The sequence below is a fragment of the Gracilibacillus oryzae genome, assembly GCF_009498735.1.
GTDB classification, from domain to species: Bacteria; Bacillota; Bacilli; order Bacillales; family Amphibacillaceae; genus Gracilibacillus; species Gracilibacillus oryzae.
In genome coordinates this window covers 17,179-32,289 of record NZ_ML762458.1, presented here as the reverse complement: position 1 = coordinate 32,289, position 15,111 = coordinate 17,179, and the positions used below count along the sequence as shown (strand labels likewise).

The following is a 15,111-nucleotide window of genomic DNA, read 5'->3' as shown; positions in this document are numbered from 1 at the left end:
TAAAAGAACAAATATGTATTATGTGAATTAGGTTGTTAACATTGTATCTATATTTACACATAAAAAAGGACTTGACTAAGAAGAGAGCGGGAAGTCGCAAGAAGGAGCAGGTAAGTCGCAAGAAGAGAGCAGGAAGTCGCAAGAAGAGCAGGAGGTCGCAAGAAGAGAGCAGGAAGTCGCAAGAAGAGAGCGGTAAATCGCAAGAAGAGCAGGAGGTCGCAAGAAGAGAGCAGGAAGTCGCAAGAAGAGAGCAGGAAGTCGCAAGAAGAGAGCAGGAAGTCGCAAGAAGAGAGCGGTAAGTCGCAAGAAGAGCAGGAGGTCGCAAGAAGAGAGCAGGAGGTCGCCAGAAGAGAGCAGGAAGTCGCAAGAAGAGAGCGGTAAGTCGAAAGAAAAGCGGAGGAAGCCGCAAGAAAAGCAGGAGGTCGCCAGAAGAGAGCAGGAAGTCGCCAGAAGAGAGCAGGAAGTCGCAAGAAAAGAGCGGGAAGTCGCAAGAAGAGAGCAGGAAGTCGCAAGAAAAGCGGAAACTGCAAATAAAGGGCGTAATCTGCAAATAAAGAGCAGAAACTGCAAATAAAGTCTGGAATCTGCAAATAAAGAGCGGCAAAAAGAGCTCAAGCCGACCCCGAGCAAAAAAAAGAAGCCAGCTCCAAAGCTGGCTTCTCCCATTCCATTATCTATTAAGCATACAAAGCAACAATTTCTTTTTGCAGTTTCTGATCTGCAACATATTCATCATATGACATTTCTTTATCAATGACTTTAGTCGGCGTAATCTCAATTAAGCGGTTTGCGATACTGTTGATAAACTGGTGATCGTGTGATGTAAACAGGATCGAACCTTTGAAATTAATTAATCCGTTGTTCACAGATGTAATCGATTCTAAGTCTAAGTGGTTCGTCGGCTCATCCAGGACTAACACATTGGCATTGCTAAGCATCATTTTTGAAAGCATGCAGCGGACTTTTTCTCCACCTGATAACACATTCGCTTTCTTTAATGCCTGCTCACCTGAGAATAACATACGGCCAAGGAATCCGCGTAAAAATGTTTCTGTCTGATCTTCTGGTGAGAATTGGCGCAGCCATTCTACTAATGTCATGTTATTTCCTTCGAAGAATTCCGAGTTATCTTTCGGGAAGTAAGATTGAGATGTTGTAACACCCCAAGTGTATGTTCCCTCATCAGGCTCCATTTCGCCCATTAAAATATCAAAAAGTACTGTTTTTGCCAGCTCATCTCGGCCGACAAAAGCGACTTTATCATATGGTTTTAAAATAAAGCTCACATTATCGAGAACTTTTACTCCATCAATAGTTTTCGAAATACCTTCCACGCGCAACAAATCATTACCAAGGTCGCGGCCTGGTTGAAATGCTACATATGGATAGCGGCGAGAAGATGGCTTAATATCATCTAAGGAAATGTTATCAAGCATTTTCTTACGGGAAGTTGCCTGCTTTGATTTCGATGCATTGGCACTGAATCGTGCAACGAAGTTTTGTAATTCCTTAATTTTCTCTTCTTTTTTCTTATTCTGGTCTTTTGCCATTTGTAATGCTAATTGGCTGGACTCATACCAGAAATCATAGTTTCCGACGAATAATTCAATCTTTCCATAATCCACATCAGCAATATGTGTACATACTTTGTTTAAGAAGTGGCGGTCGTGAGATACAACAATTACGGTGTTTTCGAAATTGATTAAAAATTCTTCCAACCATTGGATTGCCTGAATGTCTAAGTGGTTTGTCGGCTCATCAAGTAAAAGAATATCAGGATTACCGAATAATGCCTGTGCTAATAATACTTTTACTTTCTCAGAACCAGTTAATTCAGCCATCTTTTTTGCATGAAGAGATTCATCAATTCCAAGACCTTTCAGCAAAATAGCAGCATCAGACTCTGCTTCCCAACCGTTCATTTCCGCGAACTCGCCTTCCAGTTCGGCTGCGCGCATTCCGTCTTCTTCTGTGAAGTCAGCTTTGGCATAAATCTCATTCTTTTCTTTCATTACTTTATAAAGCTGAGTATGGCCCATCATCACAGTTTCCAGCACTTCATACTCTTCATAAGCAAAATGATCCTGTTTTAATATGGCAAGTCGCTCATCTTTGCCTAAGGAAACATGGCCTGTTTGCGGATCAATTTCGCCTGATAAAATCTTTAAGAAAGTTGATTTACCAGCACCATTGGCACCAATCAGTCCATAACAGTTTCCGGCAGTGAATTTAATATTAACGTCTTCGAACAGCTTTTTATCTCCAAAACGTAAACTTACATTTGTCGCTTGTAGCATATTTTCATAATTCCTCCATTATCTCATATCTTAATGCAAGCTTAAACAATTTACAGGTGGAAGTCAATAAAGGAAGGTTAGAGTTTTCCAGTTTGTGACCTGTCTTTGCTTCTAAGTGTCAGGATACCGTCAGCTAATAAGCAGAAAAAGGCGATCCAATGCAGTGTCATTCCGACGAATGGAATAAAGCCGACAACGCTAGTGATTATCCCGACAACTGGTCCCCAAATAGGTGCTCCGCTTACCCTTGAAACTACTAATGTTATGATATAGTATACAAGCATAAATAAAAGTGGTGTCCATAAAAGTGACAAGATAAAGGTGCCGCCAATAGCAGGAATTCCAAGAAAGAATTCAGCTAGTACACCAAGAAGTTTTAAAATACCTGATAGAATCAAAATGTTTCACTCCTAATAATATAGATTTTTCACAGTGCTATCCATCCTTAGAAACGTAAGGACGAATGATCAGCTAGAGCAAGAAACCACACTGATCAATGATTCATTTTATTTTACCATATTATTGTTTTTCAATAGATGAAGTTCTTGTTAAATTGGAGGGAGTTGCAATGAAAGTAAATAATTCATACGGTTTTCACTTGAAAGGATCCCATCAGAACAGGGTCGCAGGCATCCATACCATTGGCAAAGAAATAAGAACTGAAGAAAGTTACCGCTGGAATGGGCTGGAGCGCGGGGAAGAGGGGAGAGTTGTTTTTCAATATACCCTAAGCGGAAAAGGAGCAATCAGAATAAAGGAAAAAACATATACGTTATCAAAAGAGCAGGCATTTCTCGTTCATATCCCCAGTGATCATTGTTATTTCCTTCCTGCAGAATCGGAACATTGGGAATTTATTTATATTACCTTGTTTGGTGATGAAGCTGTGCATTATTATGAATTTCTAAAGCAAGAATATGGGCAAATCCTGCAAATGCCAATGAAGGCCCGTCCAATTAAACATATCTACCGTTTGCTTGAAAAGATCGAGACAACCGGAATATCGCATGCATATGAAGCATCTGGATATGCTTATTCTTTTTTAATGGAATGTATGCAATATTTTGAGCATGATCTCAAGAAAGACGAGGAATTGCCAATAGCGATCGCCAAGTCCGTTACCTTTATGGAAAAAAACTTCAGCGAAGACATCTCATTAAGTGACATTGTCCAAGTGTCTGGTTTATCAAAATATCATTTTACACGCCTTTTTTCCAAGACAATGGGGGAAACACCGATACAATTCCTGACAAGGATTCGAATTCAGTATGCAGCTGATCTTCTTCAGCAAAGAAAACTGTCAGTCGAAGAAATAGCCAAAAAAGTCGGGTACACGAATGGCAATTATTTTAGTAAAGTTTTCAAAAGCATCCTTAATGTAACTCCCAGTGAATATCGTAATAACCAATCCTTCATGCCTGTTGACCGTTTGTTTATCGATTAAGTAAATAGCAATATTTTACCTCTTTCAATTTTATTTACGATTGTAAATGGTTACAGACACTTATAATATAGACAGTGTAAAGAATATACTCAACGCAATATATTATAAGGAGGAAGGACAAATGGCGAAAATTACATTTCTCGGAGCAGGCAGTACGGTATTTGCCAAAAATGTGTTAGGGGACTGCATGACAGTAGACTCATTACAACAATTTGAGTTTGCTCTATATGATATTGATCATGAAAGATTGAAAGATTCAGAGATGATGTTGAACAATTTAAAGAAAAGTCTCCAGTCCACTGTCAACATAGTGGCATATCATGACAGAAAAGAAGCATTAAAAGGTGCAAAATATGTGATCAATGCTATCCAGGTTGGCGGATATGATCCATGTACAATTACTGACTTTGAAATACCGAAAAAGTACGGATTACGACAGACAATTGCGGACACATTAGGGATTGGCGGTATTTTCCGTAATTTACGAACGATTCCGGTAATGCAGGAGTTTGCCAGAGATATGAAAGAGGTTTGTCCAGATGCCTGGTTTTTAAATTATACAAATCCAATGGCTGTTTTGACGAATATAATGCTGAGCGAAGGGATTAAAACGGTCGGATTGTGCCACAGTGTCCAAGTGTGTGCGGATCATTTATTAGATTCATTGAATATGCCAAAAGACAATATTCAATGGAAGATTGCCGGTATTAACCATATGGCATGGCTGCTTGAAATCACTCGTAATGGAGAAGATTTATATCCGGAAATTAAGAGACGGGCAAAAGAGAAGCAAAAAGAAAAGCATCATGATATGGTGCGATTTGAATTAATGGATAAGTTTGGCTATTATGTAACCGAATCATCCGAACATAATGCAGAATATCATCCATATTTTATTAAAAGTCAGTATCCAGAACTTGTTGACAAGTACAATATCCCGCTGGATGAGTACTTGCGTCGCTGCGTCAACCAGATTGAAGGCTGGAAAAACATGCGCGAAGATCTGGTCAATGATCAGAATCTCCAGCATAAACGCACACATGAATATGGATCATATATTATTGAAGCAATGGAAACAAATAAACCGATTAAGATTGGCGGAAATGTGCTGAACACTGGCAGGCTTATTAGCAATCTGCCGGAAAATACAGTTGTGGAAGTTCCGTGTATTGTTGATGCAAGCGGAGTAACACCAACATATGTCGGCGATTTACCGGAACAGCTTGCTGCCCTTAACCGTACGAATATTAATACACAGCTTTTGACAATCGAAGCGGCATTAACTAATAAAAAGGAAAAAATCTATCAGGCAGCATTGCTTGATCCACATACAGCAGCAGAGCTATCCATTGATGATATTGTTTCCTTGTGTGATGACTTAATTGAGGAACACGGAGACTGGCTGCCAGAGTACCAATAGGAGCAGAAAAAGCTGAGCATCTAATAGCTCAGCTTTTTTTTATATCAAAAAACTCATTCCATCTCTATTGCTGGTATCACTTTCTTATTCGTTTCTTTTGCCAGAATTGGTTCCGCAATATTTTTGCGGAAAAATTGTACAAAGGGTCCTGTAAAGAATGCGAAGATGACAGTCGCTATTCCGACAATGGCACCGAATGAAAATCCAATCACCACACACGCAATGTCTGTTGCAATTCTGGCAACAGGAAAGCGGATTCTGTTCCCGGATACTTTCTCGATCGCAAATGCTAATGCATCATATGGTGCCATCCCTAAATTCGGTGTGATATATAAGGCAACACCCATACTTGCGAAAATGACAGCAGCAATCATCATCAGTACTTGAACAAGGATCAATGTCAGGTCTCCAAAAAACTGATAATAACTATAAACAAGGAAATCAGAAATAAATCCGATTCCTACCATATTAACGAGTGTACCTATCCCGATTGAACTCCGGTAAAGAATGAAAATAACAATTAACAGAAGCACATTAAAGAGTAACTGATAAACACCAAATGGAATTTCCAGAAAACCGCTCAATCCGAGATTTATTGTGGAAAAAGGGTCTGTACCAAGTTCACTTATCCTCAGCAACGCTACAGCAATCCCAATGAAAAGGTTACCAATAATCATCATCGTATAGTGACGCCATGTTATATTTTTCATAGATATCTCCCCATTAAAAAAGTTCAATCGGTTATTCTTGCTGCTCTGCTGAATCGAACTTCTTTATTCATTTTTTATAAGACTACTTATTTTTCAGTATACAAGAAAGTAATAGAGGTAGATAGTACTTGAATAGGCATTTTTTTGAAAGAAAAATGACAATTTGGTCACATCCTGCCATTCTGATAGAAAGCTTTTGGCATTGTATATTTGGATAAGCAGTCACATATGATTTCAATATGTGCACTATGTTTTTTTGCAGGCCTGATCTAAGTCTCGGAGACAGCAGCAGAGGGGGAGAAACACGGTATGAGAAAAATAATAATAAGCGGTATTTTGTTAATGATGTTAGGGATTGCCATTATTGATTTTATAAAAAAGGAAGAAAGGAATACGGAAATGGACAGTCGCTTTCAAATCTCAGCAGAATCTGATGAGGATGAAGGAAATGTCGGCTTAGAGGTTGGTGATGAGGCCCCCGATTTTGAGTTGCAGTCAATGACAGGAGACTTTATCACATTATCAGATTACAGAGGAAAAAAAGTGATGCTGAACTTCTGGGCAACATGGTGTCCGCCATGTAAGGCTGAAATGCCGGATATGGAGAAATTTTATCAAAATAGCGAGATAGAGATCTTGGCGATCAATCTTGTGGAAACAGAAACCAAATTTCAGGATATAAAGCAGTTTCAGGCAGAATACCAATTAACGTTTCCGATCTTACTGGACAATGGCAACAAAGCATCAGACCTTTACCGGATCCGGCCAATCCCGGCATCCTATCTGATTGATTCCAATGGTATTATTCAGTATTTTACATATGGACCGATGAGTTATGAAAAAATGATGGAGGAATATATGCAGTTAGATTAGTGATGGAAAGTATAGAGTTCCCCGTCAGAGTTCCCCGTCAGCTTTGGTGTTGAAATCACAAGTGATCTATCTTTTTACTATTGAATCGGAATTATTTTTAAAAGTTCCCACTACATGATAAGATGATCATACATTGTTTAAAGAGATCGATTTCATCAAAGGGGTAGTCATTATGATAGACAATTTTCTTTCACTCAGTCCGTTAGTGCAGACAATTATCGCTACATTATTTACATGGGGAATGACTGCACTTGGAGCAGCCCTGGTTTTTACAACGAAAAATTTCAACCAAAAGTTGATGGACAGCATGTTAGGCTTTGCTGGCGGTGTAATGATTGCAGCAAGTTTCTGGTCTTTACTATCGCCTGCGATTGATATGGCGCAGGAAGATAATGTCACAGCAGCCTGGATCCCTGCAGCTGTTGGTTTTATGTTTGGCGGAATCTTTCTGTGGGGGATCGATAAAATCATTCCACACCTTCATCCAACTTCTAAAATGACAGATGCAGAAGGTTATAATGCCAAAAGGCGCAACAGAAGCACATTAATGGTCCTTGCCATTACCTTGCACAATATTCCGGAAGGCCTGGCTGTTGGAGTAGCATTTGGTGCCGTCGCAGCAGATCTTCCTTCAGCATCGATAACTGCCGCTGCTGCGCTTGGGTTAGGGATTGGTATTCAGAACCTCCCGGAAGGTGTTGCAGTTGCCATGCCATTAAGAAGGGAAGGAATGTCGAGACGAAAAAGCTTTTTCTTCGGGCAATTGTCCGGGATGGTAGAACCGATTGCTGCAATAATAGGAGTATTAGCTGTTACTTATATTGATCCATTATTGCCATATGCATTAAGTTTTGCCGCAGGAGCGATGATTTTTGTTGTGGCAGAAGAAGTAATCCCAGGTTCACAGGAAGAAGGCAATAAAGATTTAGCATCAATGATTCTGATGATAGGTTTTACCATTATGATGATTTTAGATGTAGCACTTGGTTAGGAGAAATACTTTTTGTTTTTTTCCTTGTAATAAGGTAAAGTGAAAGAAGTATCGCACATTAGGAAGGATTGTCATTCATGAGCAAAACAGTAGTTATCGCAGAGAAACCGTCTGTTGGACGTGATATTGCCCGTGTACTGAAATGTACGAAAAAGGCAAATGGATATATGGAAGGAACAAACTATATCGTGACATGGGCGCTCGGACATTTGATCACACTTGCTGATCCTGAGGCTTATGATAATAAATATAAAACATGGAAGCTGGAAGACCTGCCAATGATTCCAAATCGTTTAAAACTTGTTGTGATCAAGAAGACAGGGAAACAGTTTCAGGCAGTAAAAACACAGTTGATGCGCAAAGACGTTAAAGATATCGTCATCGCAACAGATGCCGGTCGTGAGGGAGAACTTGTTGCACGATGGATTTTGGACAAAGTCCGGGTCAATAAGCCTGTCAAAAGGTTATGGATTTCCTCTGTTACAGATCAGGCAATCAAGCAAGGGTTTAAAAATTTGAAGCCAGGCAAGCAATTTGATAATTTGTATTATTCTGCTGTCGCCAGATCAGAAGCGGACTGGTATGTCGGATTAAATGCAACACGTGCCTTAACAACAAAGTTTAATGCACAATTATCCAGCGGCCGTGTTCAAACACCAACGCTTGCCATGATTGCAGCAAGAGAAGAGGAAATCAGACAATTCCGTCCACAGACTTTTTACCAGTTAAAAGCACATACCAATGACGGGATTAGTCTGCTATGGAAAAATGCAAATGGTGAATCAAGAATATTCGACCAGCAAAAAGCAAAGCAATTATTAGAGAAAATGCAAAATAAACCCCTGAAAGTCAGAAAGATAGAGAAAAAGCGGAAGAAAAGCTATGCACCGACACTTTATGATTTAACGGATTTACAGAGAGATGCCAACAAGATTTTTGGCTATTCCGGTAAGCAAACATTATCCATCATGCAGAAATTATATGAGCAGCATAAAGTGTTGACATACCCAAGAACTGATTCGAAATATCTTTCATCAGATATTGTTCCAACATTAAAAGAACGGATTGACAGCTGTGGGGTAGGTCCATATGCTTCTGCTGCTGCGAAAATCAAAAAGCAGCCGATAAAGGCGAACAAATCGTTTGTTGATGATAAGAAAGTGTCTGACCACCATGCAATTATCCCGACAGAAGAAGCAGTGTATTTATCGAAATTCACTGATCAGGAACGAAAGATTTATGATCTTGTGATAAAAAGATTTTTAGCTGTGTTGTTGCCGCCATTTCAATTTGAGCATATTCAATTAACAGCAGAAATTGATGGTCAAACCTTTACAGCCAGTGGCAAAAATGTGATCGATCAAGGTTTTAAAGCTGTGTATGATCAGGCAGACGATGACCAGGAAGAGGAACAGCAAATTTCCAATCTTTCGGATGATCATACATGGCAGAACCCGAAGCTGACATTGAAAGATGGAGAAACAAAACCGCCTGAACGGTTAACAGAAGGTACCCTGCTTTATGCAATGGAAAACCCGGCGAAGTTTTTGGCGAAGGATGAAAATGATGCGAAGAAAACCTTGCAGCAAACAGGCGGACTCGGAACTGTTGCAACAAGAGCAGATATTATTGAGAAGCTATTTAATACATTTTATATCGAGAAAAAAGGCAAATATCTTTATTTAACATCAAAAGGAAAGCAACTGTTAGAATTGGTTCCAAGTGATTTGCGCTCACCGCTTCTGACTGCAAAGTGGGAAGAGAAGTTAGGGCAAATTGCCAACGGAAAATTGAAAAAAGAGGATTTTCTCAAAGAAATCAAAGGATACACGAAAGAAGTTGTTCACCAAGTAAAAACAAGTGAAGCGAAATATAAGCATGACAATATGACAGGCACAAAATGTCCAGAATGCGGCAAATTAATGCTGGAAGTGAACGGCAAGAATGGCCGAATGCTCGTGTGTCAGGACAGGGATTGCGGCGAGCGCAAAATGATCGCCAAAAAGACGAATGCAAGATGTCCGAATTGTCATAAACGGATGGAAATGCGCGGGCAGGGTGATGCTCAGACATTTTCTTGCGCCTGTGGGTACCGCGAAAAGCTGTCTTCCTTCCAGAAAAGAAAAAATAAGCAGGGACAGAATAAAGCGACAAAACGTGATGTGAACAAATATTTAAAGAAACAAGATGAAGGATTTGCTAACACTGCTCTGGCAGATGCATTAGCGAAGCTGAAGGATAAATAACGATTAGCAAAGTCTCACATTAACTGAAGAAAGTAACAAGGGTCAAGACGTTCAGGTCTTGACCCTTTCATTATTTCTCCATTTAGAGTGGTGTTGCAATTAATGGAAGAATAGAAAATATCCCAATTGCAATAATAGGTTTAGAGAAATTTACTTTATATTAGCTTTTTTTCTTTCATAAACATGTTTTGGGAGGCAGTTATCATGACAAAATTAGACAGTAAAGTTGCAGTAATTACAGGTGGGGCTTCAGGAATTGGAGCAGAGACTGCCAAGCTTTTTGTTCAAGAAGGGGCAAGTATAGTGTAAGTTGATATGGATGAAACAAAAGGAAAAGCATTTGCTTCTGAATTAGCATCACAAAGTGCAAAAGTTATCTTTATTACGGCTGATGTAACGAATGAAGATCAAGTTAACAAAGTATTTGAAACGACTATTGAGAAATTCGGCAAGGTGGATATTCTATTTAATAATGCAGGCATTGGTGCGGTGAAACCATCGGAAGAGCTGGAATATGCGGAGTGGCGCAAAACTGTCAATGTTGATTTGGATGGTGTATTCCTTGTAGCACAAAAAGCAATCAAGCAATTTCTGCAAGCAGATGGTGGAGTCATTATAAACACAGCTTCTATGTATGGTTTAGTTGGATCACCGGGAAGTGCGGCATATAATGCAGCCAAAGGCGGGGTAGTTAATCTGACTCGCTCACTTGCATTGGAGTATGCGGAACGCAATATCCGTGTAAATGCATTATGTCCCGGCTTTATTGATACCCCGATTTTAGGTGATACAGACCGCCAGGACTTGATCGCGAGTACACCAATGAAGCGACTTGGACAACCTGAGGAAATGGCAAAAGGAGTCCTGTTCCTGGCAAGTGATGATTCTTCCTTTATGACGGGTAATACATTAACACTTGATGGTGGATATACTGCTCAATAAATGTTAGAAAACCCGAAATCATAATTTACTAAACAATAAGGAGATCTCGTCTTAATCACGAGATCTCCTCATTGTGATGACTAGTAATCCACAACTAAAAAATCTGGGTTTGATATAATCAGCACTTATTTAAAAATATTGTCTATTTGATCAATCTCAGATGATGTGAGCTTCACATCAAGTGTTTTTAAATTATCTACAACTTGATCTGCTCGTTTAGCACCAGGGATAATTGCATCAATACTATCCTTAGTCAGATACCATGCTAAAACAAGATGCGGGATTTCCACTTGCTTTGCTTCAGCTAATGGTCGTAACTGTTTTACTTTCGCTATATTCTGCTTAAATGCTTCTCCCTGAAATAAAGGATCATTTGCACGTAAATCATTAAACGTAGTATTTTCATCATATTTACCAGCAAGCAAACCGGAGGCAAGCGGGAAATATGGAACAAATGAGATGTTGTGTTCCGCTGTATATGGCAGTAAATCTTCTTCTGCCTGACGTTTAAATAAATTGTACTCAGACTGAATGACATCTACATAACCATCTTTGTTCGCTTCTTTTAATTGTTCTAAAGAAAAATTGGATACACCAATGCTTCTGATTTTCCCTAGATCTTTTAATTCTTTCAATGCTCCAACTGCTTCTGCTTTTGGAGTATCTTTATCAGGAAAATGGATATAAAACAAGTCAATGTAATCTGTTTGAAGACGGCGCAGTGCCTGATCAACAGATTCTTCCAGGAATGCTGGGGAGTTGTCCAGGATTGTTTCCCCATTCACTATTTTGTGGGCAGCTTTTGTTGCAATAACAAGCTGTTCTCTCACTCCGCTTTGAGTCACTACTTTCCCCACAAGCTCCTCTGAACGTTCAGGACCGTAAATATACGCAGTATCAATAAAGTTCATATCATGATCAATTGCTTCCTGAACAACCTTCATTCCTTGTTCTTCATCCAGATTCGGGTAAAGATTATGGCCGCCAACTGCATTGGCACCTAGCCCGATAGGATTAACATATAGATCAGACTTTCCGAGTTTTACTTTACTTGTCATATTTATCCTCCTTCTATCTTTTCCTTCAATAGGATGTTCAAAAAGTCACCAAATGATAATTCTTGCTTCTAATTTGCCGACTTTTTGAACACGTACTTAAAGTGAATTATAACAATGAAAGGAACCAAACAGAAAAAATGTGCTCATAATTTATCATCAAAAAGCATAACGTAGTACTGTACAGTTTAGTCATAATCATCTATAATATCTGAGAGGTGATAAAATTGGGAAGGTATACAAAATAGGAGAATTAGCAAAACGAACAAAACTGTCAAAACGGACAATTGATTATTATACAAAGATAGGTTTACTGGAATGTGTGAGATCCGATTCCAATTACCGTCTCTACAAAGAAGAAGTGGTAGCAGAATTGCAGTTTATTGAGAAATGTAAACAATTGCATTTGCCGTTAGAACAAATTAAACAAAAAATGAGAACAAATTGCCTGGACAAACAAAAATTCATAGAACAAACCGAACAGATTACGGCAACAATGAGTGTACTGCAAAATGAATTAGAAGAAGTGTACAGCTGGTTGGATACAGTAGAACAAGATGAAAAAGCAGAAATGAAAAGACGGATCCAGTCACAATCAGCAGACCTTATGAAAACGTTAGTATTATTTTCTAATTAGTTTAGTATAAAATAGGTATCAAAAGTTTTTATAAAATATAGGAGAGTGAATTTTTTTGGACGATATACCTCTGAGTTCGATTATTATTTTAGCAACATTAATCTTTTTGTCAGCATTCTTTTCATCAGCAGAAACAGCGTTTTCCAGTGTGAACAAAATAAGACTGAAAAATCTCGTCGATGAAGGCAGAAGAGGAAGCAAAAATGCGCTGCATATGGCGGAACATTTTGACAACACCTTATCGACCATTCTGATTGGTAATAATATTGTTAATATTGCTGCATCAAGTATCTCTGCCACAATAGCAAATACGGTGTTTGGCGGGAACATGGCCTTAGTGATCAGTACAGTAATTATGACAATCTTAATTTTGATATTCGGAGAGATTTTACCAAAATCATTAGCGAAAGAACATGCAGAAACATACACCTTAATGATTTCAGGTATCTTATTTGTTCTGATTAAACTGTTAACACCGGTTAACTTCCTTTTTGTTAAATTAAAATTATTAGCATCAAGGCTCTTCGCCAAGAATGAACCGATGCCATCGGTAACAGAGGAAGAAATTAAGGTAATGCTTGATATTAGTGAAGAAGAAGGCGTTATTGATAAGGAAGAACGTCAGCTGATTCATCGTTCAATGGATTTTGATGATACGATTGCTGATGAAATTCTGACACCAAGGATTGATATGGTTGCAGTAGATGTCGAACAGCCAATTCATGAGATCAAAGATATATTCTTTGAAGAAAGGTACTCTCGAATACCAGTCTATGAAGACAGTATTGATAACATAATTGGTATTCTATCTGAAAGAGAGTTTCTGACTCATCTAGTGAAATACGGTGATGTCAACATACGAGAACTTATAAGAGAGCCTTTGTTTGTAGTGGAATCAATGAAGATCTCCACATTGCTGCCACAGTTACAAAGAGAAAAAGTTCATATGGCCATTGTTTTAGATGAGTTTGGGGGAACATCTGGTTTACTTACATTAGAGGATGTATTGGAAGAAATAGTTGGTGAGATCTGGGATGAACAAGACGAGAAAACAAGCCTGATCTCTCAAATTAATGAAAATGTCTATAAATTTGATGCACAATATCAATTGGATGACTTTGCTGAAAAGATGAAGGTTCCGTCACCGGAAAGTTCGTATCATACATTAGGCGGATGGGTGATTGAGAATTTTGAAGCAATTCCGAGTAATGGCGATACGTTCCATTATGAAAATTTAAAAGTAAGTGTAGACGAGGTTACCGATCGCAGAGTCAGAAAAGTGAAAGTGGAAAGACAATCAGTTCAGGATGATACAGTGATTGAGGCATTTGGAAATAATTATATGGAAAAAGTACAATAAAGCATCCTTTTTGGGTGCTTTTTTATTATCCAATTCTTAACTCTGTTCACGAAAAAAGAAAAATTCACCTTGCGCTTGCGGATAAGTTGTACTATATTTATAATAAAGTCTTTTTTGCATTTTTTTCCACGTTCCATCTTCTTCAGAAGTGCAGATGTGACGGGAAGCGGAGAAATGTATAATAGGAAAAGCAAGGGGTGGCGAGAATGAAAGTGAGAAAAGTATATCTGCTTTTCACAGATACAGGAACTTTCTTTTCTAAAATGATTAATCTCTTTACTAAATCTAAACTTAACCATGCTTCCATCAGTTTTGATGAAGCTTTGACAAAAGTGTACAGCTTTGGGCGGAAGCAGCCATACAATCCTTTGAGCGGGGGATTTGTGAAAGAAAATGTCCGTGCACCTTTTTTCAGAAAATCAACTTGTGCGATTTACCAGTTATCCATAACGGAAGAGATATATGAATTGTTGTTTGATCGAGTGAAAAAAATGGAACAGGAAACGGATGATTACCGTTACAATCTATTAGGCGTTATCGGTGTCTTATTTAATCGGGAGTGGCAGCGGGACAGGGCATTTTTCTGTTCAGAGTTCGTGGCAACAATGCTAAGGGAAGCTGGCATCTATACAGAAGAAAAACCGGCATGTTTAACGAAACCGCAAGATTTAAAAGAATGGCATGAATTAACCCTGATCTATCACGGTGATTTAATCGTCTATCTGCAGAAACATGGTCCAATCGAAGAACCTGTAAGACATTGGAAAAGATTATATAGTTAATAGTAGCGTACTGAATAGCAATATTCAGTGCGTTTTTTTTATCAGTGTACCACTTACGTTTTGGCAGACGCCCGCGGAAAGCGCAGTTAATTTACGGAACGGCATCCTGGCACAAATAAGTTTAGTCATTATTGGAGCTGGGAATTCTTCCTCCCTCTCCAAAAAGTAAATCCACATATAAGCCCAGAGTCTTAGTTAAAGTTATATCCTGAGCCAGTTATGAAAAGTCAGAAGACACGCTATCATAGAGTTATGGAAGGAGGGAACACAAATGAAAACATTTTTACTCATTTGTTTGACGATAATTGCAGGTATCACACTTTTACTAAATGTAGGACCAATGATTCTGCTTCT

General features: G+C 38.7%; 14 protein-coding genes and 1 pseudogene. 11 read left to right on the top strand and 4 right to left on the bottom strand.

What is annotated here, in order from left to right:
* Positions 1 to 71: 71 nt before the first annotated feature.
* Positions 72 to 299, top strand: a complete 228-nt coding sequence (locus tag F9U64_RS21675) for a hypothetical protein (RefSeq protein ID WP_228275843.1) — start codon at positions 72 to 74, stop codon at positions 297 to 299.
* A gap of 378 nt (positions 300 to 677) precedes the next feature.
* Here F9U64_RS21675 and F9U64_RS21670 read toward each other — a convergent pair whose 3' ends face one another.
* Both F9U64_RS21670 and F9U64_RS21665 read right to left on the bottom strand, forming a co-directional pair.
* Positions 678 to 2,297, bottom strand: coding sequence for an ABC-F family ATP-binding cassette domain-containing protein (locus tag F9U64_RS21670; protein ID WP_153406980.1), 1,620 nt, complete (start codon positions 2,295 to 2,297; stop codon positions 678 to 680).
* Positions 2,298 to 2,374: 77 nt separating this feature from the next.
* Positions 2,375 to 2,695 carry a hypothetical protein gene (locus tag F9U64_RS21665; RefSeq protein WP_153406979.1) on the bottom strand — a complete coding sequence of 107 codons (321 nt, stop codon included), beginning with the start codon at positions 2,693 to 2,695 and terminating at the stop codon, positions 2,375 to 2,377.
* A 170-nt stretch (positions 2,696 to 2,865) separates the two neighbouring features.
* Here F9U64_RS21665 and F9U64_RS21660 point away from each other — a divergent pair, with 170 nt between their 5' ends.
* Together F9U64_RS21660 and melA are read left to right on the top strand one after the other, a co-directional pair.
* On the top strand, positions 2,866 to 3,741 hold the full coding sequence (locus tag F9U64_RS21660) for an AraC family transcriptional regulator (protein ID WP_153406978.1): 876 nt from the start codon (positions 2,866 to 2,868) through the stop codon (positions 3,739 to 3,741).
* Positions 3,742 to 3,862: 121 nt separating this feature from the next.
* A complete protein-coding gene (gene melA, locus F9U64_RS21655; RefSeq protein WP_153406977.1) occupies positions 3,863 to 5,161 on the top strand; it encodes an alpha-glucosidase/alpha-galactosidase in 1,299 nt (432 codons plus the stop codon).
* Positions 5,162 to 5,214: 53 nt separating this feature from the next.
* Here melA and F9U64_RS21650 read toward each other — a convergent pair whose 3' ends face one another.
* Positions 5,215 to 5,871: a YczE/YyaS/YitT family protein gene (locus F9U64_RS21650; RefSeq protein ID WP_153406976.1), complete on the bottom strand. Its 657-nt coding sequence runs from the start codon at positions 5,869 to 5,871 to the stop codon at positions 5,215 to 5,217.
* A gap of 309 nt (positions 5,872 to 6,180) precedes the next feature.
* Between F9U64_RS21650 and F9U64_RS21645 the strand changes: the two genes are divergently transcribed.
* The 4 genes and pseudogenes from F9U64_RS21645 (at position 6,181) to F9U64_RS21630 (ending at position 10,923) form a co-directional block, all read left to right on the top strand.
* Positions 6,181 to 6,744, top strand: coding sequence for a redoxin domain-containing protein (locus F9U64_RS21645; protein ID WP_153406975.1), 564 nt, complete (start codon positions 6,181 to 6,183; stop codon positions 6,742 to 6,744).
* A gap of 172 nt (positions 6,745 to 6,916) precedes the next feature.
* Complete coding sequence (locus F9U64_RS21640; RefSeq protein WP_153406974.1) at positions 6,917 to 7,735, top strand: ZIP family metal transporter; 819 nt, start codon at positions 6,917 to 6,919, stop codon at positions 7,733 to 7,735.
* Between the two features lie 77 nt (positions 7,736 to 7,812).
* The gene (locus tag F9U64_RS21635; RefSeq protein WP_153406973.1) at positions 7,813 to 9,981 is read left to right on the top strand and encodes a DNA topoisomerase III; all 2,169 of its coding nucleotides are present in this window, start codon (positions 7,813 to 7,815) and stop codon (positions 9,979 to 9,981) included.
* A gap of 204 nt (positions 9,982 to 10,185) precedes the next feature.
* Positions 10,186 to 10,923: pseudogene (locus F9U64_RS21630) on the top strand (SDR family NAD(P)-dependent oxidoreductase).
* 125 nt (positions 10,924 to 11,048) lie between these two features.
* Here the strand turns inward: F9U64_RS21630 and F9U64_RS21625 are convergent.
* Complete coding sequence (locus F9U64_RS21625; RefSeq protein WP_153406972.1) at positions 11,049 to 11,981, bottom strand: aldo/keto reductase; 933 nt, start codon at positions 11,979 to 11,981, stop codon at positions 11,049 to 11,051.
* Positions 11,982 to 12,189: 208 nt separating this feature from the next.
* On the opposite strand from F9U64_RS21625, the gene F9U64_RS21620 reads away from it, so the two are divergent.
* The 4 genes from F9U64_RS21620 to F9U64_RS23655 form a co-directional block, all read left to right on the top strand.
* The gene (locus tag F9U64_RS21620) at positions 12,190 to 12,615 is read left to right on the top strand and encodes a MerR family transcriptional regulator (RefSeq protein WP_153406971.1); all 426 of its coding nucleotides are present in this window, start codon (positions 12,190 to 12,192) and stop codon (positions 12,613 to 12,615) included.
* 55 nt (positions 12,616 to 12,670) lie between these two features.
* Positions 12,671 to 13,975 (top strand): hemolysin family protein, encoded by a 1,305-nt coding sequence (locus F9U64_RS21615; RefSeq protein ID WP_153406970.1) that lies wholly within the window; start codon positions 12,671 to 12,673, stop codon positions 13,973 to 13,975.
* Between the two features lie 206 nt (positions 13,976 to 14,181).
* The gene (locus F9U64_RS21610; protein ID WP_228275842.1) at positions 14,182 to 14,757 is read left to right on the top strand and encodes a hypothetical protein; all 576 of its coding nucleotides are present in this window, start codon (positions 14,182 to 14,184) and stop codon (positions 14,755 to 14,757) included.
* A gap of 271 nt (positions 14,758 to 15,028) precedes the next feature.
* A partial coding sequence (locus tag F9U64_RS23655) for a hypothetical protein (RefSeq protein ID WP_456071356.1) occupies positions 15,029 to 15,111 on the top strand: 83 nt, incomplete at its 3' end.